General features: G+C 46.9%; 17 protein-coding genes. 1 reads left to right on the top strand and 16 read right to left on the bottom strand.

Annotation, left to right across the window (positions count from 1 at the left end; translation table 11 throughout):
* Positions 1-8 precede the first annotated feature (8 nt).
* The 11 genes from BK120_RS00280 to BK120_RS00230 all read right to left on the bottom strand — a co-directional run bounded on the left by BK120_RS00280 (position 9) and on the right by BK120_RS00230 (position 15,327).
* Positions 9-1,214 (bottom strand): pectin acetylesterase-family hydrolase, encoded by a 1,206-nt coding sequence (locus tag BK120_RS00280; RefSeq protein WP_076265482.1) that lies wholly within the window; start codon positions 1,212-1,214, stop codon positions 9-11.
* Positions 1,202-2,137, bottom strand: coding sequence for a poly(ethylene terephthalate) hydrolase family protein (locus BK120_RS00275; RefSeq protein WP_076265481.1), 936 nt, complete (start codon positions 2,135-2,137; stop codon positions 1,202-1,204). The genes BK120_RS00280 and BK120_RS00275 overlap by 13 nt, the downstream gene beginning before the upstream one ends.
* Positions 2,138-3,483: 1,346 nt before the next feature.
* On the bottom strand, positions 3,484-4,623 hold the full coding sequence (locus BK120_RS00270; protein ID WP_076265480.1) for a zinc-dependent alcohol dehydrogenase: 1,140 nt from the start codon (positions 4,621-4,623) through the stop codon (positions 3,484-3,486).
* Positions 4,624-5,426: 803 nt separating this feature from the next.
* Positions 5,427-6,281 carry a sugar phosphate isomerase/epimerase family protein gene (locus BK120_RS00265; RefSeq protein WP_076265479.1) on the bottom strand — a complete coding sequence of 285 codons (855 nt, stop codon included), beginning with the start codon at positions 6,279-6,281 and terminating at the stop codon, positions 5,427-5,429.
* Between the two features lie 47 nt (positions 6,282-6,328).
* Positions 6,329-7,366: a zinc-dependent alcohol dehydrogenase family protein gene (locus BK120_RS00260; protein ID WP_083681443.1), complete on the bottom strand. Its 1,038-nt coding sequence runs from the start codon at positions 7,364-7,366 to the stop codon at positions 6,329-6,331.
* A 14-nt stretch (positions 7,367-7,380) separates the two neighbouring features.
* On the bottom strand, positions 7,381-8,547 hold the full coding sequence (locus BK120_RS00255; protein ID WP_076265478.1) for a Gfo/Idh/MocA family protein: 1,167 nt from the start codon (positions 8,545-8,547) through the stop codon (positions 7,381-7,383).
* On the bottom strand, positions 8,544-9,527 hold the full coding sequence (locus BK120_RS00250) for an ABC transporter permease (RefSeq protein ID WP_076265477.1): 984 nt from the start codon (positions 9,525-9,527) through the stop codon (positions 8,544-8,546). Before BK120_RS00250 ends, BK120_RS00255 begins: the two co-directional genes overlap by 4 nt.
* On the bottom strand, positions 9,508-11,007 hold the full coding sequence (locus BK120_RS00245) for a sugar ABC transporter ATP-binding protein (protein ID WP_179089711.1): 1,500 nt from the start codon (positions 11,005-11,007) through the stop codon (positions 9,508-9,510). The genes BK120_RS00250 and BK120_RS00245 overlap by 20 nt, the downstream gene beginning before the upstream one ends.
* A 58-nt stretch (positions 11,008-11,065) precedes the next feature.
* Complete coding sequence (locus BK120_RS00240; RefSeq protein ID WP_076265476.1) at positions 11,066-12,229, bottom strand: substrate-binding domain-containing protein; 1,164 nt, start codon at positions 12,227-12,229, stop codon at positions 11,066-11,068.
* 225 nt (positions 12,230-12,454) lie between these two features.
* Positions 12,455-13,876, bottom strand: a complete 1,422-nt coding sequence (locus BK120_RS00235) for an ABC transporter substrate-binding protein (protein ID WP_076265475.1) — start codon at positions 13,874-13,876, stop codon at positions 12,455-12,457.
* A gap of 23 nt (positions 13,877-13,899) precedes the next feature.
* Entirely contained in the window at positions 13,900-15,327 is a 1,428-nt protein-coding gene (locus tag BK120_RS00230; protein ID WP_076265474.1) for a response regulator, read from the bottom strand.
* A 77-nt stretch (positions 15,328-15,404) separates the two neighbouring features.
* Between BK120_RS00230 and BK120_RS00225 the strand changes: the two genes are divergently transcribed.
* Complete coding sequence (locus tag BK120_RS00225; RefSeq protein WP_076265473.1) at positions 15,405-17,222, top strand: cache domain-containing sensor histidine kinase; 1,818 nt, start codon at positions 15,405-15,407, stop codon at positions 17,220-17,222.
* 98 nt (positions 17,223-17,320) lie between these two features.
* On the opposite strand, the gene BK120_RS00220 is transcribed toward BK120_RS00225, so the two are convergent.
* The 5 genes from BK120_RS00220 to BK120_RS00200 all read right to left on the bottom strand — a co-directional run bounded on the left by BK120_RS00220 (position 17,321) and on the right by BK120_RS00200 (position 24,325).
* Positions 17,321-18,529 (bottom strand): levoglucosan dehydrogenase, encoded by a 1,209-nt coding sequence (locus tag BK120_RS00220; protein WP_076265472.1) that lies wholly within the window; start codon positions 18,527-18,529, stop codon positions 17,321-17,323.
* Positions 18,530-18,600: 71 nt separating this feature from the next.
* Entirely contained in the window at positions 18,601-19,809 is a 1,209-nt protein-coding gene (locus tag BK120_RS00215) for a substrate-binding domain-containing protein (RefSeq protein WP_076265471.1), read from the bottom strand.
* A gap of 826 nt (positions 19,810-20,635) precedes the next feature.
* Positions 20,636-21,775: a Ger(x)C family spore germination protein gene (locus tag BK120_RS00210; protein ID WP_076265470.1), complete on the bottom strand. Its 1,140-nt coding sequence runs from the start codon at positions 21,773-21,775 to the stop codon at positions 20,636-20,638.
* Positions 21,772-23,220 (bottom strand): spore germination protein, encoded by a 1,449-nt coding sequence (locus BK120_RS00205; protein WP_083681441.1) that lies wholly within the window; start codon positions 23,218-23,220, stop codon positions 21,772-21,774. The genes BK120_RS00210 and BK120_RS00205 overlap by 4 nt, the downstream gene beginning before the upstream one ends.
* Positions 23,204-24,325, bottom strand: a complete 1,122-nt coding sequence (locus BK120_RS00200) for a GerAB/ArcD/ProY family transporter (protein WP_076265469.1) — start codon at positions 24,323-24,325, stop codon at positions 23,204-23,206. The genes BK120_RS00205 and BK120_RS00200 overlap by 17 nt, the downstream gene beginning before the upstream one ends.
* Between the last annotated feature and the right edge of the window lie 72 nt (positions 24,326-24,397).

Genomic DNA, 24,397 nt, shown 5'->3' with positions numbered 1-24,397 from the left:
GTGCTCCCCTATCCTGTAGTGCTAAGCTCTTCGGCAGCACTCGGGCTCGCTTCTGCATCGTTATGCAGGAAGCGTGTGCCTCGAGAGCTGCGTTCTTGCTTGTGAATAATGCTATCCATCCATGCCACTAATTTCTGCCCTTCCTCCTCTGCCTCATAGAAAGCTTGCATCGGCAGCAGCGTATGCGGAGTCGTGTGATTCTCCTTATCATAGCCGTATTCTGTAAGAAAATAATAAAAATTAGGCAGTTGTTCGTCAAGCTGGCGGGTAGCCGCTCGAAACTGCTGGCTCCATGCCTCCAAACTTTGCGGGTCAATATCGTCTCCTTTGCCATTAAGACGGTTCTGGAATGAGGTGAGCACCTTGTCATTAATCGTACAAGCATGCATGAGCACAGCATGAGCAGGCATGGCCTTCGCATTGTGGCGGAACGCCGCCCCAATCATATCTGTCTCCATCGGAAATGCGAACTGGCGTGTGAAATCAGTATTCCACTGCTTGTTTACAATACTCGGCCATTGCTCGGTAGCAAGAAAGGAGCTGTCAGAGAGATGATAGATTTCTGCATCCGCATAATGGCTCGCAATGTCACTGGCATAGAAGGCTGAACCAAACCCACCAGCACTGGAGCCTGTAATCAGAAGCTTTTCCGGTGTGTCGAAATTAGCATACACCCATTGCAGCGCTTCCTCCACATTATTCCTGCCATTATGACGGATATGCCGCACCTTCTTTCCCTTCTCATCGCTGTAAGTAACTGCAGCGTTGCCGGTATGAAAGTCAGCAGAGACATAAGGAATGAAGACGACATTCCACTCGGAGAACGGGTTGTCTGGACGTTGATCGAAGATCCCACGGTGCATATTAAAGATATAGAACGGAATTCGGGCGAAATAATAGCCAAATTGCCCGTACTTGAGATAAGAACGCAGGGACAACGGGATCTTCGCTGTCTCTGCATCCCAGCAGGCCCCGCCCCCGCAGAAATAGACCATCAAATTTCGGCTGCTGCCTTTGCGGGTATACAAGCAAAACGTTGAACCATCAGTGGCCATTGTCTGCTTGCTAAGCTTTACCTTGTTCCACTTGCCCGGTTTCGTATCACGGAAGCTATTCTTTTGGCTTGGTCTTTTGAAAACCTTACGGCTGACAAAGACAATGGAAAGGACTGCCACTGCAACAATAAAAAAGAATGTTCGCTTCAGCCTTTGCATGCTAATTCCCCTCTTCTCTCATAATTAACAGCCTTCAGTCCTTGTGAATGGACACCGCTCCAGCCTTTATTGCGGTACAGCTCCGGATGCTCTCCAGAAAAAGCTGCCGCTGCATCTGAATCATCAGCCAACCGATAACGCAGCCATGCGGTCAAATAACCTCTATGCATGCCGCCCTGCCCCATGCTCTCTAGATGATGTGCCGCCCTCGTCATCGCCATAACAGCTGCTTGGCCTGATCGAACCGCAGCGTAGGCACTCCGATTGGAGGATTTTGGCGAGATCATAAAGTCATGCGTTCCCGCCATGAAAAATAATGCAGCAGTTTGCGTTTCGATCTCATAAATATCCTTGGGTTCACACCACATCTGAGCAGGCAGCGCAATCGTAACCACCGTCTGAAGCGGCTCATCCAGATAATTCCCTGCATTCAGAACCCCTGTGGCGCCTTGGGAATGACCCACTGCACCAATGCGATCGATCAGCAGCTTGCGATAAAAAGGGCTTGCAGGATTAGCATTCTCCTGCAGGGTATAACGCACCGTATCTGCAACTTCCCGGCCTGTACCCGTATGACGGCAATAGCTGTCGATTACAACAAAGCCCCACGTCGCCAAATGAAGCAGCAGCGCATCATAATTCTCAGGCTGAGCATCCGAGCCATTGCCCCAAACAATAACAGGACAAGCTTCGTCCATCTCCTCCGGGCAATAGATTTTGTATTGCGGATTCCCATCCTCTGCCTTAATTACCACACTTCTGCTACGATGCAGCCCTGGTTCGCCATAACGCTGCTCCACAGGTTCTGGCTGATAGCGGTAAAGCCACCTTCGTAATTTAAGCGGATATATCATTAGCAGATAGACCGGAATTAAAATCCACTTTACCCAGGGGCGGGAAGCTGGCTTCTGTGATGTTATCATCCGTGCTTGCCATCCTCTCATTTTCATTTCGCATTACACCAAGATCACTTACTGCACACCGTGTGTAATGAAAGTATAATAAAGGACCCCATCACTGTCAATGCTGGATTTGTGAATTTGTGTATTGTAGTGGCTAGGGACGAAAATAAGGGCAGAAAAGTGCAGCACATTAAGGCTTTTGTGTGGGTAAGAATCGTGTAGGAGGCTACCCATTAGTTGAGTAGCCGACCTTTTTTACAAAGGCGGTTTTTATCTGGTCGGATTCAACATTTGGATTTAACATAGCTTTTTTATAAGGAGTAAAACATAGTCATCACCGTAATGTACTGTTTTGTCGACGATTCCAGTTCGATAGAATGTTTCTCCATTTATTTTAAAATTCCAATAGTGTGGCTAGTAAATAGCATCTGTTTTAGCTTCTGTTTTTCCCAGTTTGAAATCGGCTGCATTAAGAGTAAATATTAATGAACTTTCGATATGCCTTCATAATAACAAGGCTGTTATGAGTTCTTTATCACAAAAAAACCACCCCGAAGGGTGGTCCGCATTACAATCATCATTCTATTAACATTTTCAGACTCTAACATTGGAGATGGGAGACAGCTTGTTGAAATACATGTTTAGAGTCTGTGTATTTCTTCAAAGACTGTTTGAGGAAATATCGATACATCTATATGGATTGAGTAAAAACTTTTATAAAAAAATAAGCCACATAGAGTTGTTATACTCACATGCGCACAAAATGATTTAATTGCACTAAAAAATATAGATTATATCTCTTGGTAGGTAAAAAACAAATGGCCGTCATCAAAAGGATTTTCATTTTGGCTCCAGTGCCTATTTAACCTTCCAATAGCTTCCTCTTCAGATAAAGATAACACTTTAATCATTTCTCCAGCTTATAACACCCATCCTGTTTAGAATTACTTTACATTTACGAAAGTAAGCAATATTAGACCCTCAATTATTGTATCGATAAGAGTTTGATTATGCACCGATAATTGAAATCCTGTCCCCTTGTAATAGTCTCTAGACATAGCTTGTCCATTATTGTTGAAATAAGGATTCGCCCAAATTGGTCCATTAACAAAATCATACTAGTAATGTTGTCCACCGTTACGTTGATTATAAATAAACGTTTTTCTCAATCTAATTTTTCATTTTTCTTGAACATTATCTTATCAGCTTTGATGGACAAGTACATATATCCTTAAAATAAAAAATTCATACAGCACGCGGATCTTATTATTCATGTTAAATCAAGATTAACGATTTAAAAAAATCACCGATCAATTACATCGATCGGTGATTTTTTAAACAATCGAAATACTAATTACACACAATAATTATGGTTTTAGTACCACCTTGATGCACTCATCCTCACGGTCATTGAATATTTTATATGCATCGCTTGCCTTATCTAGAGGAATACGATGTGAAATGATCTCCGTGGGATCAAATTCTCCTGCTGTAATCTTTTCAAAAAGAAGCGGCATATAGTGGATAACTGGTGCTTGCCCCATTTTCAACGTAATGTTTCGTTCAAAAATATTGCCGAGTGGGAACATGTTATATAATGAACCGTAAACCCCAGTAAGCTGGATCGTACCGAATTTCCTGACTGCCTTGAGAGCGATTTGAATTGCGCTGAGTGTGCCGCCTTGCAGCTTCAACTTCTGTTCAATGGCTTCTATAACGGACTTTTTGCCGTCCATGCCAACAGCATCAATGACAACTTCCGCTCCGCCTTGTGTGATTTCTTTGATATAATCACCTATATCATCATGCTCTTCAAAGTTATACGTTTCAACATTGTTCATTTGTTTGGCACGATTTAAACGATAAGTAAGATTATCTATCGCAATTACTCTTTTAGCACCCTTCATCCATGCAAATTTCTGCGTCATTAAGCCGATTGGACCGCAACCGAGAACGACAACGGTATCCCCTTTCTTTACGCCAGAATTTTCCACGCTCCAATAAGCCGTCGGCAGAACATCTGACATGAAGAGCAAAGCTTCATCTTCAAGCTCACAGGACTCAGGAATTACGAACGGCATGAAATTCCCGTAAGGTACATGAAGGTACTCTGCTTGTCCACCAGGATAATTTCCGTATCGTTCGGTAAAACCAAAATAACCACCTGTGTCTATAGCAGGATTTAAATTAGAGTTATCACACTGGCTTTCTTGATCATGTAAACAATATTGACAAGTCCCACATGAAATGTTAAACGGCAAGACGACGCGGTCGCCCTTTTTCACTTTAGTCACTTCCGAACCAACTTCTTCTACTATACCCATAGGCTCATGACCGATTACATAATCTTTGTGAGTGGGTAACGCACCCTGATATATATGTAGATCAGACCCACAAATAGCAGTGGAAGTGATACGGACAATAATATCATCCTTCTTCTTGATTGTCGGATCCTCAACCTGCTTCACCTGGATATCTTTTACTCCCTGAAATGTAACTGCCTTCATAAATCACTCTCCTAGTTATGACTGTATTGGACATACTCCATTTTTACCCATTCGTAAGAAAGTTACTCTTGTTTTCATAATTTCAGGAAAGAAATCTCGCTGTGTAACTATGCTCCCTGTTTTACTCTTGAATAATCTAATCATTAAAAAAAGAACCCGCAATAAATGCGGATTCTATAAGGTGGTACTGAAGTATCGTTACCCATCCCTAAATTTTATGGGTATATCTCACATATACTCACTCATTCGCAGGATTTCGTTACCTTGGATCAAATCCATCTCAGGTAGCGACGCTGTTGATGCCGGTTAAAGTGGTATGCTGGGCATGCGGAAATAGAGGAACACTCAGGAAATATTTCCAAGACTGTCTCTACTGCACGCATACTCCACATGATCCATGAAGGTTCACCCTCCCACAACTTAACGGGTCAATGCCCATACATTCCTTCGTTTTACACTTCCAAGGTGTATTCTGTTTTCCCGGTGGTTACGAAGATATCGAATTCCGTTAGCTTATAGCTATTATAAATATGTCGTGTTTGGGGACTCCATATATGGTAACTTTTTAGATACAATATTTTTTTAAATAATTGATTTTATCCATCTTAACTAATCTACAATTGGGAACAAGAGGGCTTGTTTTAATCTGCATGTCCAGTTTATTCAATAGTGGCGCTAAACGATCTCGTTCCTTTTCATAGATAGTAAACTCTAAACCATATTGATAGATTTCATTTTCTATTTCTTGTTGCCAAACATTACATCCAATTACAAGTGGTATTTCGGCAACTGGCTGGCATGGCTTATTGCTCTTTCTTCCAATCCAGTTCGACCAGTTTGGACTGCAAGAAGGCAATGTTCTGCTTCGCGTACCAGTCTGGATCGGATTGACGCGAATGGAACCCGATTTCCGACGTAAGATAGCCTTTGTAGCCGACGTCCTTCAATGCGCGGAGTACGCCATCGAAGTCGCAGCGTCCATGACCTGGCGGAAGCCGGTCGCTATCGGAGAGATGAATATGATGAAGCTTATCGGCCATGCGGTACACATAATCGCTCGCAACTTCATTGCGGTACAATGCATGGAACGTATCAAACATGAGCTTAACGTTATCCTGACCAGACTGCTCGCTAAGGAGAAGTGCGTCATCCGCAGATTCGATGAGGTTGCTGTCAGTCGGCGTCGGTTCAACGACTATAGTAATGCCAAGCTCCTTCGCGTATTGCGCCACATCGACGAGCGCTTCTAGACTGTAGTCCCATGCCTGCTTCTTCGAGGTTCCGTATACGGCCCAGCCCGCCAAGTAAATGACGGTCGGACATTCCCAATCATGAGCCAAACGCAGCACTTCTTTGTAGTGATTAACCGTATACGCTCTTTCTTCAGCAATCGGCGAGCTTGGATTATGGCCAGGACCGCCTCCCGGAGCTGGCAGCAGCGATGAAACACTCAGCTTTTCCTTCTTCAGCAGCTGGAGAATCTCTTTGCGGCGCTGTACGGACACATGATCGGGCCATGCATGCGGGCTAGCGCAGCCGATTTCGATGCCGTCGTAGCCAAATGAAGCAAGACGATGAATGACTTCTTCTAACGGGTAAGAAGGTACCCAAACCGGAAAGCTGCTGTACACCCATGTATTAAACGAAATCCCTTTCACACTGAACACAACCTCTCGATTTTATATCATACATGGACGGATTAGTATTAGTCCCAGATAAACACGGCCTTCTCCGTTAATCTCTCATCGAACATCCGGAATGCGGTCGCAGCTTCATCCAGCTTAAACGTATGCGAAACGAGTTTCTCGACAGGCAGATTACGCTCGATAATGAAGCGTGTAATTTCGTCGTACTCGAAAATCGGGAAGTACCAAGAGCCCATTACCGTGATTTGCTTGCGGATCAGCTGATTGCTTGGATTGATCGTCAGCTCCCGGCCTTCGCCGATAAAAGCTGCACGTCCGTGCGCACGCAGACAGTTCAATGCTGTGTTTTGAGCAAGCGGACTGCCGGAGCAATCTATCGCCGCATCCGCCCCGCGGCCTTTCGTAATTTCCATAATGCGTTCGAGCACATTTTCTTTGCTATTAATGACGTGATCCGCCCCCAGCTCCTTGGCCAATTCAAGACGTTCATCCAGCATGTCGATCGCTATGACAGTTGCGCCTAAGCCCTTAGCAATCATGACACCCGCTCCACCCATCGGCCCTAGACCGAAAATAACGAGTGTGTCTCTGCCGTTAATGTTCATTCGCTTCTGTGCGTGGTAAAGCGTACCGACCGCATCGGTGGAAACCGCCGCGACGAGGTAGCTCATCTCATCCGGAATACGCATGCAGTTCTCTTCTGGAACTACGACGTAATCCGCATCACCGCCATGTGTATCGAAGCCGATGCATTTCCATTCCGGACAAAACATCTTATAGCCGCTCTTGCAATGCTCGCACTCGCCGCAGCCGATCGCCAAGTAAACGGCAACGCGATCGCCGATCTTGAAGCGTGTAACCCCGTCTCCCGTCTGTGTAATTTCTCCGGCTGGCTCGTGACCAGGATGGATGCAGCCAGATTTCGTTGATTCTCCGCCTACGACGGGGTTGCTGCCGTAGTAGAGGCTCATGTCGCTGCGGCAAATTGCCGATGCCTTCATCTTAATGAGAACCTCGCCGCTGCCCGGAATTGGAATTGGCACTTCTTTCACTTCCACTTGCTTATCACCTGGAAAAACAACCGCTTTCATCGTCATCTCTGTTCCCTCCGTTATTGTTGAACTTGAACCCAGCACTCGTCTTTATGGCTCTTAAGAATCGCTTCCATAATACACATTGATAGATGTCCGTCTTCGAAGGTCGCGAAGTTCGCCTTGTCCTTTAGCGGGTCTTTGCCTTCCCGAATAAATGTGTAATATTGCAGCATCATGTTCTTCACCGAATCGGGCCAGCCTTCCGTATGCCCGCCAGGGTGATGAATGGAAGGTCTGGCTTCTTCGAGGAACAAAGCCGGATCTGCCATCAGCACCTCGTTGAAGCGATCACGATGGCCTATCCATAAACTAGCCGGCTCCTCCTGCTTCCAATAGGCGGATTTGCGGCTGCCATTCAATTCAAAGCTAAGCGCATTCTTCCGACCGGCGCTAACCTGGGATACTGTAAAGGCTCCCTTGCTTCCATCATCAAAGCGAATAAGGACCGATGCATAATCCTCCGTATGGACAGAAATATCTTCGTATTTCGAAATCTGCTCTCCCTTGTTTACGCCGAAAGTGATCGCTTGGGATACGGGCTTCTTACGTATTGGATGCACCGTCCATAGATCGGCGAATACTTGCTTGATTTTCTTGCCTGTCACATATTGAACGGTGTCGCACCAATGGGAACCGATATCCGCGATAGCCCGCGACCTGCCGCCAGTTTTGTCATCTAACCGCCAATTGTAATCCGTTTCATATAGCAGCCAGTCCTGCAGATAGCTGCCGTGTACCGCATTGATCCTGCCGAATTCCTCCTGCTTCACCATTTCGGCCAGTTGCTTCATCATTGGATATTGCCGGTAGTTAAAATTAACGCCGTGAACGACCCCATGCTTACGTGCCAGTGCCAGCAGTTCCGCAGATTCGGAGCTCGACATGGCTAGTGGCTTCTCGGACAGTACATGCTTGCCTGCCTCTATGATTTCCCGATTGATCTGATTATGCAGATGATTTGGCGTACAGTTGTGTACGACTTCAATGTCAGGATTGCGGAGCAAATCCTTGTAATCACCGTAGGCAAGCGGCACGCCAAGCTGCTCCGCTTTGATCCTGGCGCTCTCTTCACCGTTCTGGGCCAAAGCTATAACTTCTACGAATTCCAGCCTGCGTACGGCTTCGATGTGGGCCGGTCCAATAAAACCGGTACCGATAATACCTGCTTTGATTTTAATTTTCATTTTTTGACCGCTTTCTTGCCGAATACGACGGCCAAGATGATAATGAGACCCTTGATCATCATTTGTTGACTGACATCCAGGCCCATGATAATGAGACCGTTGTTAATTGTACCGATCATAAGCGCACCTACTACGGTCCCGATAATCGTTCCGACACCTCCGAACAAGCTGGTGCCGCCGAGAATGACGGCTGCGATGACGGACAGCTCATCGCCTTCGCCGAAAGAGAAGCGGCCAGCATTCATACGTCCGGCATAGAGAAGTCCTGCCAAACCAGCCATCACACCCGTGCCAAGGAACACCAGAAGCTTGATGCGCGCAGTCTTCACGCCGGAGAACTTAGCCGCATTCTCATTACCGCCGGTTGCGAGCGTCTGTCTGCCGAACGAAGTTTTGCGCAAGAGTACATGCGAGAAGATGGTGAACACAACGACCCATAATAGCAGCACTGGAATTGGGCCGATATCGCCTGAGCCGAATATGAAATTAAAATGATTATTAATGATCGGAATCGGCGCCGTGTCCGTGATCCACATCGCCATGCCCTTTACGGCACCCATCGAACCTAACGTTACTAAAAAGGAAGGAATAGCCGCCTTTGTTATGAGCATGCCGTTTATAAGACCGATCGCAAGCCCCGTGCCGACGCCGGCAACAAGTGCGCCGATAATTCCGAAGCCTGATTGAAGGGCAAGCGCGCCCGTTAGTGAGGATAAAGCGGCGATCGAGCCCACCGACAGATCGATTTCACCCGTACTAATAACAAAAGTCATCGCAAGGCCCATCAATGAAATAGTCGCCGTTTGCCGCACGATATTGAGCAAATTACCCGATGTCAGAAATCCGTCATCGAACAACGTAGCTGAGAAATAAATAAAGACACCGATGAAGGCCAGATAAACGATGTAGTTCCGCCATTGAAAGCCTTTTATCGATCCGGTCAGGGTCGGTTTGGTTACATTAATATCCCTGGATTGCATATTGCAGCTCCTCCTCTGATTGAATATCCTTGCGCTTCATCTCCCGTTTGATCCTGCCATCGTGCATGACGAGCACGCGATCGCTTAGTGCGAGAAGCTCCGGGAGCTCTGAAGATACAACGAGTATCGCTTTGCCGTTTGCGGCCATTTCGCGGACAATATCGATAATTTCAATTTTGGCGCCAATATCGACGCCGATCGTCGGTTCGTCCAGCAGCAGAACGTCCGGTTCCGCGGCAAGCCACTTGGCCAGTACGATCTTCTGCTGATTACCGCCGGATAACAGGCCGCTTTGCTTAAAAATGTTGTCGGTCTTGATGTTTAGCCTTTCAACGAGACGCTTGCTGATCTCATTGGATTTCTTGTTGTCGACCAGCATCCCTTTTTTCACTTTGGAGAGAATCGGGAGGATCATGTTATCACGGATACTGTGCTGCAAAACTAGTCCCTGCATCCGACGGTCTTCCGGAATTAAGGCAATCCCCGCATCGATCGCTTGCCTTGCGCTTCGAATCTTCTGCTTCTTCCCGTTTACATAAACTTCGCCGCTGTCCATCGGATCAATGCCGAAGATCGTACGCAGCAGCTCTGTTCGTCCGCTCCCCATGAGTCCAGCCACACCGATGATTTCACCGGGCTGGATTTTCAGGCTGACATTGTCAACCTTCGTTCCCGCTGTGACGTTCCGAATCTCGAATACGGGCGGCACATCGGTAGCATAGTCGCGTTCGACCCACTCAAACGCTTTGTCGAACTCCGCGCCAACGATATGCTGAATGACCGAATCAAGCGTCGTTTCCTTGATAATTTCTGTCGTGATTTTACGGCCATCCCGCAAAATAGTAATGCGGTCACAGATCTGAAAAATTTCATCCATGCGGTGGGAAATATAAATGATCGCGTAACCCTTTGCCTTAAGCTGATTAATGAATTTAAACAGCACTTCCGTCTCCGTCTTCGTAAGTGATGAGGTCGGCTCGTCCATGATGAGAACCTTCGCTTCCTGCGACAAGGCCTTTGCGATTTCGGTCATTTGCCAATATCCGACTCCGAGCTCCTGTACAACATCTGACGGTTTTATATCAACACCTAGTTCTTTGAGCAGCTTTTCGGTCTTGCGCGCATTGTCTTTGTCATCGAGCAGCCCCAAAGAGGTTTTGGCTTCACGGGTTAGATAAATATTCTGGGAAACGGTTAGTGTCGGAATTAAACTAAACTCCTGAAAAATCATCGATATTTTATTCGCTCTTGCATCTTCGTAGCTTTTAATGCTAACCGGCTTTCCTTCGATCACGATGTCTCCTTTGTCGGCCGTGTAGACGCCTGTAAGAATCTTCATGAGCGTCGACTTGCCGGCTCCGTTCCCGCCCATTAGCGCATGAACCTCGCCTTGTTTCACCGAAAAGCTAACATCATTCAGAACTTTAATGCCATTAAATGCTTTAGAGATATTTTTCATTTCGAGAATGGGTTGTTCCACTGCACTCACCTTCTTTATTTGGAGGCCGCCAATGAGCAGCCTCCGTAAATTGGGATGTTTATTTCTTCATTGCATCCTGTACACTTGTCGGTGCGTCTGAGCCATAGATCAGCTTCCAGTTTTCCAGCACATTTTCTTTGGTTACTTTGATAGCTGGCGATGCGACATAGGCAGGGGCTTCCTTACCAAGCAGAGCATATCCGGACAGAATGGCTTGCGCTACGCCTTGGTCATACGGAAGCTGTGCGCCAAGACCACGAACGATGCCGTCGGAAGCGATCGATAATGCTACGTTAGTACCAAGGTCGACTGTAGTAACAATCAGATCGCTCCGCCCCGCCGTTCTTGCAGCCGCCATAACGCCCTCTGCCGGAACGTCCCAAGGGGCGAATATACCGTTAATATCCGGGTTTCTTGTCAGCATAGCCGATGCGACTTCCTCGCCTTTGTTCGGATCAGTAATACCGCCTTTTGCAACAATTTCAATATCTGGATACTTTTCTTTAATACGTGCTTCGAAAGCATCGGAACGGTTCTTTGTCACGAAAAAGTTCACATCATGAAACACGATGCCGACCTTGCCCTTCCCGCCTAGCTTCTCCGCCATAATATCTGCGGCTAACGCACCGTTACCGTAGTTGTCGCCGGATACTATACTGATATAATCCTTGCCAGGGATAAGCCCTTGCGCCGCACCATCCATGAACACCAGCTTCACACCTTGATCGACGGCTTTCTTGTATGCGCTTGCGGTGGATACAGCATCGACAGGTACAGAGATCATAATATCTGGTTTTTTCGCCAAAACCGTTTCAATGTCGTTTACCTGCTTTTCAGCCTTAAACTGGGCATCTGTTACCGCGACAACTTCAATACCCATTTTCTCGAACGTATTTTCCATTGCGCCTACAGCAGCTGTCATATAGTCGGTACCGGAATAATGCATGACGATCGCAGCCTTAAACTTCCCGTCCTTGATCTTCTTCAACTCATCTTCAGAGAGCTGCAGGCTCTTTGCCGATACCGCTTTCTCGCCGTTTGGCCCAATGTCTTGAACCGGCAGATCGGGGATATTCGGATTGATCGTCAGCGGTCCGAATGCCGTGTAGCCCTCATGAATCTTCGGCGCTGCCGCCATGTTCTTTCCGGTGTTTCCGCAGCCGACAAGCGTCATGCCGCATACAAGCAGCAAAGCGAGCGATGATGTTAATCTTCTCTTCATATTCAGACCCCTTACTCTTTATAAGTTGTTGATCGATTCATTCGCATCAGACGAACAATCGATTAACTTGAGTATAGGGCAAACCTGATTAGCGAAGAAGATGATGAATTTAACCTGCAGGGGGGAATTTTTTAGTGGTGTTATCTCCCGAATATAAAGAAGAGCCGTGCGATGTTTAAATCGCACAGCCCTCCGATTGGTCAAGACAAAACATCTTTCCCGTCATTAATAGCCACTTTCTTTCATTAATTTACCAACCTTAGCAGCTGCGTCATCAAGTGCCGTCCTTGCATTTTTCTTTCCAGTCAAATACTGCTGCACAGCCGTTTGGACGGTCTCCGATATTTGGTCGTAATTCTTGATCCGCGGCCTTCCTACACCAATGTTCAAGGATCGGCCGAGCACCTCGTAATACTCGCGTACAGACTCTTCAGGTACAGTCTTGGCAGCCGCATAAGCCGACTTCCGGGTCACGTGCTGCCGAAACCGCAAGTAATCGCGCTGTACGTCTGCGCTAGTCAAATAATTTGCCAATTGATAGGCTTCTTCCTTATGCTCCGAATATTTGTTGATAGCTAATCCCCACGAGCCGAAATGGGGTCCGCGCACTAGTGTACCGCCGTGCTCCACGCCGGGAAGCATGAAATAACCGACCTGCCCTCCGTACACATTCGGATGGAGCTTCATATCATGGACGTTCATTCCCATGGCAGCTTGTCCAAAACCAAAAGCGATTTCGACCTCATCCCACGTATAGGAAAGAACGTCTGGCGAGGTCACTTTGTCCTTGAGTATCCAGCTTCCGTAAGTCTCCAGCGCCTTTACTCCACTTTCGGAATTGAATACGGGATCGAGGTTCTCATTGAACAGCTTCCCACCGAAAATGTGTAGAAACGATTTGAAATCGACAAAATTGGCTTCATGCTTACCGGCCATCAAAGTCGTGCCGTACATATCAATCAACCCATCTTGATTGTTATCGCGGGTAAAGAACTTGGCAATGTCCTCATATTCGTCCAGAGTGGAAGGGATGTTGAGTTCACGATGAAACCTTTTCTTGAATGCGACCCGATTGGCCTCATTCTCGAATAAATCTTTTCGGTAGCTGACGGTGAGCACGTTCGACTGGATCGGCAAGCTCCAAACATCGAAACCTGCTGCCGTTATGCGATCCAGATTGACTGTATCCATTGCAAGTGGCGCCCTTTGCGGCATGTCCTTGTCATAGACCGACGTGTCCAAAAATAATTTCGCGATGAAATCGTCAATTCCCGTGGTCGATGCCGTTTGTTGGATGTAAGGAGTTATCGGTTCCAGATATTGAATGATTTTCGGCATCCACGGGGTATCTACGGCTATGAGGTCATATTCGCTACTCTTCCGGGACAATTCCGTAAACACCTTCTCCTGCAGACTGTTATACGGAAACGTACTTACTTCGACGTCGATCCCCGTCTGCTGCTCGTAATTCTCGGCAGCGTTAATGACCGCCTCGGAGCCCGCTTCTACCGTTGCATATAAAACCTTCAGCATAGTGGCGGAAGATTCGACCGGCTGCTCTGAACGATAAGAGCTCTCTCTCGAACATCCAGTGCAGCCAATCGCGAACATGAATAGGATAAACATATAAATCCTTGGTCTAACCATCGCGGCTCTCCTCTCTTCCTTTCTTACTCACTTTCGTCCGGTATGGTTAAGATACCATTCTTCTTCCTAAACTCCGACGGCGAATAACCGAACTCCTTCTTGAACAGACTTCTAAAGTACGCGTAGTCGGCATACCCGATATCTTCCGATATTTCATTTACTTTTTTGCTGGTGTTTAGCAAGAGTGCGCTTGCTTGCTGCATTTTTCTGCGAGTCAGAAACCGCACGAAGGTGATGCCCATTTGCTGTTTGAACATGCGGCTTAGCGTAACCGGATGGACATTTACCGCTTCCGACACGACCTCTAGGTTTATGTTCATGACGCTCGAGCTCTCGATTATCTGCAACGCCTGCTTAAACCAGTCACTTGCTTGCGGTATATCGCGTCCTTGCCGCTCGAGGTTTTTAAGCGCCCTGACGCCGTTTAGAAGCATATGACGAACCCTGTCCTTCAAATCGTTCCACGTATGATATCGCCCGACCCATTCGCGCCAATAATAAAGCGTGTCTTCATCCACCAGGATCACATCACTCCTGCCAAGACCTTCATCCAGCACGGCCATCAGATGTGCACATTCCTTCTGAAGATTATCGTAAGTTACATTCGTCAAACATTCAAACCATGCATCCAAAGCGACCTCCAGCTCCGAAATCTCGCCGGTTAGCGCTTGATGGACGATTTGCTGACTATGCTTCGCGGCTTGTTTTGCCCACTCCTTCTGATTGGCACGAATGCCGGAAAGAGGAGAATCGTTCATCTGAAAAAATCGGAGCTCCTTCATATTACGGATTTGCGAATGCAGTACGGGTAAAAAGAGTTTCCGCTCTCTGAAGCCGCTCTTCGTATGCTCCCAATCCACTCTCACGACGATGCCTACCAGGTCGGAATCCAGTGTAACTATTAGAAGAATATCTTGAGGAGAGTTATAATGATCCAATAGCACTGAGCGATCCCCGAGCTCGATATGCTTCCATTCCCGCTCGTCAAACCACAGGCTGACATTAAAAGGCTGCACCTGCTCCAAGGAAACATGCGGAATCGGCGAGACGTTCAGAAGCTGGCCTAGTTCCTTCATAAAGGCCTGCTCCATCTTTCCTTTCACCTTGAGGACGATATCCGACAGTTCTCCGCGATCCGCCGGCTTGAGCAAAAAGCCGCTGGCTCCGAGCGTGAGCGATCTCCTTGCATATTCAAAATCGTCATACCCTGATATAATGACCACAGAAATAGCGGGGTATTTCTCACGTAATCGCTGAAGAATCTGCAGTCCGTCAAGCTCCGGCATTCGAATGTCGAGAAAAACTAGATCGGGTTGTATAAGCTCAATTCGCTTCAGGGCTTCGTATCCAAACTCCGTATTAAACACTTTATCATGGGGAAAAAGCGCCGTCAGCTTTTGAATAATGCTGACCCGCACCTCACTTTCATCGTCAACGACACAGATTTTCATAATAAATCCAGCTCCTTCATGCAATCCTAAATCGAAGCTTATACAGGTAATGAAGCGAACGAGGGGGGAACTCGTATATGTCCTTATATATATTTTTGAAGAGTATCGTACAACGCTTATCACTGAAGTTCAAGTTATTCGTGCTGCTTATTCTGATTTCGATTATCCCCATATCCTTGGTTAGTTATAGTTCAGAGTTCTTTATGTTTCGCTCTAGCACGGAGTATTCGGCTTCGATTTCATCGCAGTATGTTGAATTCGTCTCCAAAGAGCTGTCTGATTATTTGCAAACCTTGAACGAGTCTTTCGATGGTCTCTTTATTAATGCAAGCTTCCATAACTTCCTTGATACCCCTGCCGACCAATTAACCGAGCAGGCCAATGAGATGATGCGTTTTCGGCCATTAGTCCGGAACTCACTGCAATTTCACCCCGAGGTGCTCGGTGTTCTATACGTCGACCTTATTGGGAAAGTATATTTCGATTCGTACCAGAAACAGTTGAACCCCGCATATTCGTTCGCAGCCGACCATCCCTACAAAGCTTCATTTGCAAGCAGCAAGCCGGAGCTCACTGCGCCGCATTTATTGCCTTATATTTTGTATAGCAAAGCGAATGTATTCTCTTACATCAGACCGATTCTGGATACGGACACAGGCCGAACAGAGGCCTTGTTCATCATAGAAATTCATGAAGAGAAAATCAAGAGCATGCTGAGCAGCAATCAGAAGGACAAGGAAGGGCAAGTCATTCTGTACCGCGAGCAAGACGATACGACTGTGTCCGAAACGCCATTAACAACTGGTCTGATGCAAGATTTTCAACAAGCTAGTCTCGAAGGATCCGGGGCGAGCAAGCAGCTTCTTTTCACATCCGGCGGGCGGGAATACCAGGCGATCTATGACGATCTGCCCGGCAGCAAGTGGAAGATCGTATGGATGGCTCCGCTTAGCAGCATTAACAAAGGGGTTCGGCAAACCTATCAGCTGACGCTTCTGATCGCTGCCCTTAGCCTGGTAATCGCCTTGATTATCGCCTTTCCTGTAATGAGCGGGATACTTAGGCCCTTGTACAGGCTGAAGAAAGGGATGCAAAGCTTAGGGCGCGGCGTCTACGTCCCGGTACCGATGAAGCACCACTATGATGAAATCGGATTCTTAATCCATAGCTACAATCAAACGCTCGACAAGCTTCAGTTCATGGAGCGCGAAGTGTATCAGGCCAACATGAAGGAGAAGGAACGCGAGCTGCTGCAGCTGCAGGCCCAGATCAATCCTCACTTTCTGTTCAATACGCTTGAGACAATCGAATCCTACGCGGTCAGGAACAATGGCGAGGCCGTCGGTGATATGGTGCAGTCCGTCTCCCGCATGATGCGATACACCATTCGCAGCGACGATGGATGGGCCACGCTGAAAGAGGAAATGGCGTACATCCGCAATTTCCTGAAGATCCATTACTATCGTAACGGCAAAGACGTTCACGCCCATTTCGAGATCGCTCCCGAGCTTCTCGATTTTCCGGTCATGAAGCTCAGCATTCAGCCCTATATCGAGAATGCGATCAAATATGGTTGGAGTCCGTATATGGGCACCGATGAGTTTCAGCTCACCGTCAAGGTTCGTGCCCAAGCGGACGCAATGACGATTGTGATATACGATACGGGAACCGGGATATCCGCGGACGTGCTGGACAGGCTTAGGCAGTTGATTCAAGAAAAAGGGGCAACCAAAGATCCTTATTTCCGTAAGCATACCGGCATTTTCAACACGTTCCGCAGATTCATTCTGGTCTATGGGGAACAGGTTCGATTTCATGTCGAGAGCACGCCGGAGCGAGGCACCAAGTTTGAATTTCAAATTCCCTATGAACACCAAAACCGTGGTCCGGCTTAGGCGTTCCGCGTTCGCGGTACGGTTTGTTCTGGTTCAAGCGGAGATTCAGGGAGCGAAACAAGGCAACACGAGGTAGCCATAGGCTACCTCGTGTTTGATTACGCGTCCTGAACTGTCACTGCTGCGGCCGTTGTCTGCTGCGGCTCGACCGTTTTTACCCATCTGCCGCTGCTTGCGGATTCCAGGATCGCATCGGAAATTATATGGATGCGATAACCGTCTTGGAAGCTCGGAGAGACGACCGTATCGTTGACAATGGCGGATATGAAATCATGTGTTTCGATGATTTTCGTCTCACCATAACCAATTCCGAGAGCCGGAATCGGCCACAGCTCCGCACCGTTTGGATGGGCAGGACCGGTATAAATCGTACGGAATCCGCGTCTGTCGTCCGGGTCATCCGAGAAGCAGACCTGAAGCTCGTCACGCCGTTCGTAATTGAAAGCGATGGAACCTTTGTCGCCATGGATTTCGAAGGTCAGGAAGTTGTTTCGTCCCCAGGCATTGCGGGTCGCTTCGATGCTCCCGACAGCGCCGTTCTCGAATCGAAGCAGGGTGCTTATCTCATCGTCCACGTCGACGACCGCTTTTTGCACGTTACCGGATGACTTCACCGTACCCAGCTTATCCGCAGAGCCGGAGGATACCGGACGCTCTTTGATCCACGTGTTGGCCGTTCCCATCACTTCGGTAATTTCCCCGACCAAATAACGGGCGAAATCTATCACATGTGTGCCGATATCCCCAAGTGTGCCCGAACCGGCTAGGTCCTTGCGGAAACGCCAGGACAGCGGCGAATCCGGATGCGCCGACCAGTCCTGCAAATAGGTGCCCCGGAAGTTCAAAATCTTGCCAATCGCACCTTCCTCAATATATTTCTTCGCAAGCGTGACGGCAGGCGTCCGTCGATAGTTAAACGCCACCATATGCTTCACGCCGGCTTCGTTTACGGCATCCAGCATCTGCTTTGCTTCTTCCGTCGTCCGGGCAAGCGGCTTTTCGGAGATAATATGCTTCCCTGCTTTGGCCGCGGCGATGGCGATTTCGGCATGCGTATGATTCGGCGTGACGATATCGATGATATCGATGCTTGGATCTTCGATCACCCTTCTCCAATCGGAGGAGTACGAATCGAAGCCGTAGCGGGCAGCCGCCTCTCTCGCCAGCTCCTCATTGATATCGACTACCGTTTTGCGGAACGGAATGGCAGGCGCGGGCCAGAAAAACATCGGCATTCCCGCATAAGCCAGCGAATGCGCCTTCCCCATGAAACCTCCGCCAATCATCCCTACGTTTAATGTGCGCATTGTATTCTCTCCTTCACTGATACGATTAATGGATCAATACCGAGACTAGTTCTTTTACAACAGTTGACGAATTACTTTGCCATATCTTGAATCGCTGCAGGTGCATCCGAATGGTAAACGGTTTTCCAGGATGCCAGAACGTTCTCCTTATTTACCTGCAACGACGGCACCGCTACGTACGCTGGCGCTTCTTTTCCCAACAAGGAATACGCCGCTAGAATCGCTTCCGCAACACCTTGATCGTATGGCAGCTGGGCGCCAAGTCCTTTGATCATGCCGCCCTTGGCAATGTCCAATGCCACGTTCGTGCCAAGGTCGATCGTCGAAATCGCCAGATCGTTTCGGCCAGCGGATCGTGCGGCAGCGAGCGCGCCTTCGGCCGGTACATCCCACACAACGAACATGCCATTCATCTTCGGATGCTTCGTCAGCATTGCCGCAGCGACTTTCTCGCCGTCGTTGGGACCCACGATTCCGCCTCTGTCTACGATTTTGATGTTGGGATACTCGTCTTTGATCGTTTTCTCGAACGCCTCGGTTCTTTGCTTCGTGACGAAGAAGTCCGCATCATGGTAGATCACGCCGACCTCACCTTCCTCGCCGATCGCTTTCGCCAGAATGTGTGCGGCTTCTACGCCATTGCCGTAGTTATCGGCAGAGACCACGCTGATGTAATCTTTGCCGGCTTGAAGTCCACTTGCCTTGTTGTCCATGAACACGAGCTTTACGCCTTCATCGGCGGCTTTCTTGAAAACGCTTGCCGTCGAGACCGCATCGACCGGAATACTGACCAGGATGTGCGGCTTTTTGGCGAGTATCGTTTCAATGTTGGCCACCTGCGTTTCTGCTTTGAAGTTCGCATCTGTCGTGGCAACGATTTTGATATTCATCTTGGCGAACGTATCCCTTAGACCATTCAACTGCGCCTTGGACCAGTCGTTACCAGCATAATGCATCGAGATAGCTGCCGTGTAGTTACCGGACTTTATCTTTTTCAGCTCTTCTTCCGTCAATTGCAGCGTTTTGGCGGAAACGGCACTCTCACCGTCCGGCCCTTTGCTTAGAATTTCTTTATCCGGCAGGGCTTGATTAATTGTGAGCGGTCCGCTGGCTTCTGCAGATGATGCCCCGTCAGTTGCTGTCGTGTTACTTGCCGCACCGTTAGCTTCGGCAGCTGCATTCGAAGCGCCGCTGGTGCTTCCGTTGTTCGTACCGCAGCCTGCCAGAGCCAAGCTGCAAACAAGCATAAATGCTACCATTACAGAATTACATTTTCTCATGGCCAATTCCCCCATTTTGATGCTGAATGCCAAATCAATTCAAGCCTTCGGTCTTCGATACTCCGACGCATTCATAGATCGGACGCCGTTAAAGTGACTCAACCCTCCTCTGCAAGTTCAAATAATTTCGGACCCCTGCTTGTCTTTGCTGACAACTGAAACTGTAAGCGTGTCCATTAAAAGTATAGAAGGTTCAAGCCGGGAAAACTGCAGAATAATTTAACATAAAGTGAGAATTTTTTAGCCTTCACGACTTTGGGTTTTAAACGTGTATACATTTAATTATCCATCTCATCATTATTATCATCACCGAAGGAAAGCTCCTTTGGTTTTAATAAAAAACAAGGAGCAGCTGATGCCGCCCCTTGTTCATTAGATTGAATTTACCTATTAGTTTAGTGAACATTATTTTTTAAAACGAAATTTAGCTCTCCATATTATTATTGAAATTGCTGCTGCGAATGCAAAAAAAAGTAATATCAATATATGCTTATCTATGTATTAGGATTTAAATATTCGTTGATGGTGAGTACATGAATAAATTTCCGAATCATCTACATGACCTTTTCCGAATCCAGATCGTCTATATCATTAGCTAAGCCTTCAAAATCTTTATTTACTTTAGCTGATATGACATTCTTATTCAAACCGAATCATTATTGAATAAGAAACTCGATCCTCTAGGGCAGTTCGTAAAGATGATCTGTACAACCTAATTCAACAGCCCCAAGAACCAAATTAGAAACAGCTTTTAACGAATAACTAGCATTGCTTTTAACGCATAAAAGGCCGGAATCACCTTAATGTGACTACCAGCCTTTATGACTCAAGAAGTAAAATTCGTATGATCTATTCTCGTATGCACCTGTATGTCAAATTTCACTAACGGATAGTACTCCTTCCAATTATCCTTCATTTTACGCCAATATTTTGGCTGCTTACGATGAATCATTTCTCCTATCCCAAGCATATCAACCTTATTTTTCTTGGAAAATAGGATAAACCGATCGATCTCTTTGGTAATGCTTTCATTTAGCGCTCTCTCCCAAGCGGCTACCTCTTCCGAATCGATCTTCGTATTTGTGCATTGTTGACTAGTTAAATTCAGATCCGCATAAATTTCTATTTTGACAATTGCTTTGAGCTGCTGATCCACATTAGGATGTATGGCGCTGCGGTTATTAATGTTTTCAAATGTCAGCATCTCCCTCTTTCGCCCGCACCCTATCGTTTCGGAAGAACCGTTCATCTGGCCTGAAGCACGAAGGAAACCTTTTGTTTCCTGTACATGCAAGAAACCGACGAGATGATCGCCTTTAAAAGCAAAAAGTCCCTTCGTCTGTAACAATTGAAGTTTTTTATCTACCTGGTCACTAACAATCTCTATCGACGGAATGCTTATGTCTTTGTACTGGTTAATTAATTCTTGATAGACATCAATGAAAGTAGTTTTATGGGTTAAGGCCGTCGTGTTCCCTCCCTCGGATAAACCCTTTAGTGCTTGAGAAGAAATGGATACGTTCGGCATAGATACTTTTAACGCTTCAAAAGCAGTACCTTCCTTTACGTATACTAAAGTTGAATTCCGAAATTGTCTTAACCGTCGGATATCCTCTAACATCTTATCAATTCCGCTCCTGGCAAGGTCCGCACTAAATATAATGGCCGACGTATGGCCCCAAAGCAGCGTTCGGTCCGATTTCGATCTCATGAGACGGGCAGCCTCAAATAAGCTTCTACCCTCCGTGGATAGAAAGAACGTTCGCTCCTGCATCCCCTTCGGCTGTTGTCCGCCAGTCGTCAGCCTCGCAATTTCAGCCGTTAATCTAACCGCTCCGTTCTCCCCTTTGTCAATGGCAATGGAATGTACGATATGGAGCTCGTTAAGCTCCATACTGCCCTTGCAGCCCGTATTAATAAAACAAACAACAATTACCGCGACAGCAAACCATTTTCTTGCTTTCATCTTTGCTTACCCGAGAATCGCCTGTTTTGAATCGAACGAAACAATCCGGGCCGTTTATTGTTCATTGAATGCGGCCTACGAACGATAATGTCCGTTAATTCTTCGAACTTAAATGGTGAAGCAGGTCCCAAATAAGGAATGCCGAAAGAGCGAAGCGAAGCGAGGTACGTCAAGAGCATAATAATCCCAACCATCACTCCGACATATCCTAGCAAAGAAGCAAGCAGCGTCATTCCGAACTGAAGCATACGAATGACATAGTTAATAGCGGTAGGAGGCAACGTAAACGTGCAAATTCCGGTTAGAGCAGCGACGATAACCATAATGGGGGATACGATTCCAGCTGCTACAGCAGCTTGCCCCAATATGAGAGCGCCTACGATGCTGACAGCTTGTCCGACCTGTTTCGGCATGCGGATGCCCGCTTCGCGCATAATTTCGAAAGCAATCATCATCATAAAGCTTTCCACCACCGCCGGAAAAGGAACAGGCTCTTTCGCCGATGCTATGCTCTGCAGTAACGTCGTCGGTACCAGCTCATGGTGAAACGTAACCGTAGCTACGTAAAAGGCAGGAAGCAGCATTCCGATCATTGCACTGAAAAATCGAATTAGGCGCATCACAGAGCCGATATAGTAGTTCCAGGCGTAGTCCTCGCTCACTTGGAATGCTTGCAAAAAAACAAACGGCAGAAGCATTACAAAAGGCGTTCCTTGCACAATGACCGCAATTCTGCCATCAAGCAATGCGCCGATAACTCGATCAGGCCTCTCTGTCGATTCAATTAACGGAAATAAGGTCCCGCGGTTATCGGTGATCCACTCCTCCACGTAATTGCCTTCCAGTATCGTATCCGCTGGAATTTCACTGATTCTTAAGTGGACTTCCTTTAAAATTTCCGGATTCGTTATTCCTCCAACTGACAGAATGATGAGGTTTGTTTTACTCAAGTGACCTACCTTGCGGTATTCAACCTTTAAGATGGGTGACGGAAAATGATAACGGACCAAAGCTAGATTATTGGTCAAGGACTCCGTAAATCCGCTTCTTGGACCTTTCACTACCGCTTCAGTTACCGGTTCATCCACGCTTCGCAGTTGGATTCCGAGCGTATTGATGGATATCGCATATTCTTTTTCATCAAAAAGTAGTACCGATAGGCCAGCCGCAAGAGAGTCTGCGGCATCCTCGATGGTGTAGACCTTCTCGTCCATTCGGAAATAAGTCAGCAGGTTTTCATCTTCTTTATATCGAATCAGCATAAGATCAAGCTTCCTCGTATCAGTCATTTCATTTAGATAACATACCGTAGCAGACTGGCCCTGGCTAAAGGTGGAATGAACCATAACCAGATCATCCGTCGCTTGCATGTATTCCTTTAGCAATCGTTTGTTATCGCAAACGTTGCTCGTGAGCTTTGTTTTGTTATTACTGTTGTTGCCCACAGCATTCACCTGCTTTTTTTTTCATATTCTCTTTGATCAAAGCAATAAACAGCAGCAAGGCTGGAATGAATAGCTGAAACATAACAAAATACCAAGACTGGCTGTCATAAAAGGCAGATAACTCGATTAATCCCCATACTTTGAACTTGGAGACGATAACAAAACCAATGGCCAACGGAATAATGAACATGTGAGGCTTGCGGAGCCGCAGCAATTGTGAAAGACCTTGGTGCGCGGACCAGAAGTATACCGTTATTTTGATAAACGAGCTCATCACCCAAACAACAACGAGCGCGGCATCAAAACGTTCTATGTTGTTGAACAGCTTTATATTTTGAATGAGACTAATGCTCGGGTAAGTAAAGGTTGCCATCGTCTTGCCGCCAAACAGCATCGTGCACGATAAGATCGACATCAAAAGCAGCAGCAATGTAATGCCCACGGCACTCATGGCATAAGCAGTCGTGTGCTTCGTCTTACGAACATGCTGCAGGACCATTGATATAAACATCAAATCACCAAACCAGGACATGGAAAGCAAAAGCCCCCTGAGCGGCTGAGCCAGACCGTTTTCCAGTATTGGAAGCAAATATTCGGGGTGATATTGGTTGATCAGCAGCAAGTAGATCAACAAGAAGGTGGTTACCGTAACAAAGAATATTATTTCCGAAACACGCGCAAACACTTCAAGGCCATGATAAGCCGCATACGCACACATGATAGCACCGGCAGACAAATACCAGATCTGCGGAATGAGCGGATTTAATACGATAATAAAAAACTGGGAAAACTCGCGTAAAACCCAAGACGTTACGTCAATAAAATAGCAGATAAATAAAAAGGCCATAGCGCTTCCGATCCAAGAACCGAGCAGATGCGTACAAATAGAAATGATATTTTTATTCGGGTAAAGTTGATTGAGCTTCAAAAAAACGAACAAATTTATGAGACCCATTATTCCTCCAGCCACTGCCAAGTACCAAGAGTTTCGTTCCGCATATTCGGCAAATGTTGCAGGGGCGTAAAGACTCGAGGTTCCGATCGTTGAAATGACGATTAGGGTCATCATTTGAAAGTTGCTTATTGTCGTGATACGACGTTCCATATTGAACCTCCCTTACCGATTGATTCATTATGCGCTGTAATTGGTAATTTATTCGTGGCATAATTGGGATGC

Source organism: Paenibacillus sp. FSL A5-0031, assembly GCF_001956295.1.
In the GTDB taxonomy this organism is placed as follows: Bacteria; Bacillota; Bacilli; order Paenibacillales; family Paenibacillaceae; genus Pristimantibacillus.
This window is presented reverse-complemented; position numbering and strand designations above follow the sequence as displayed.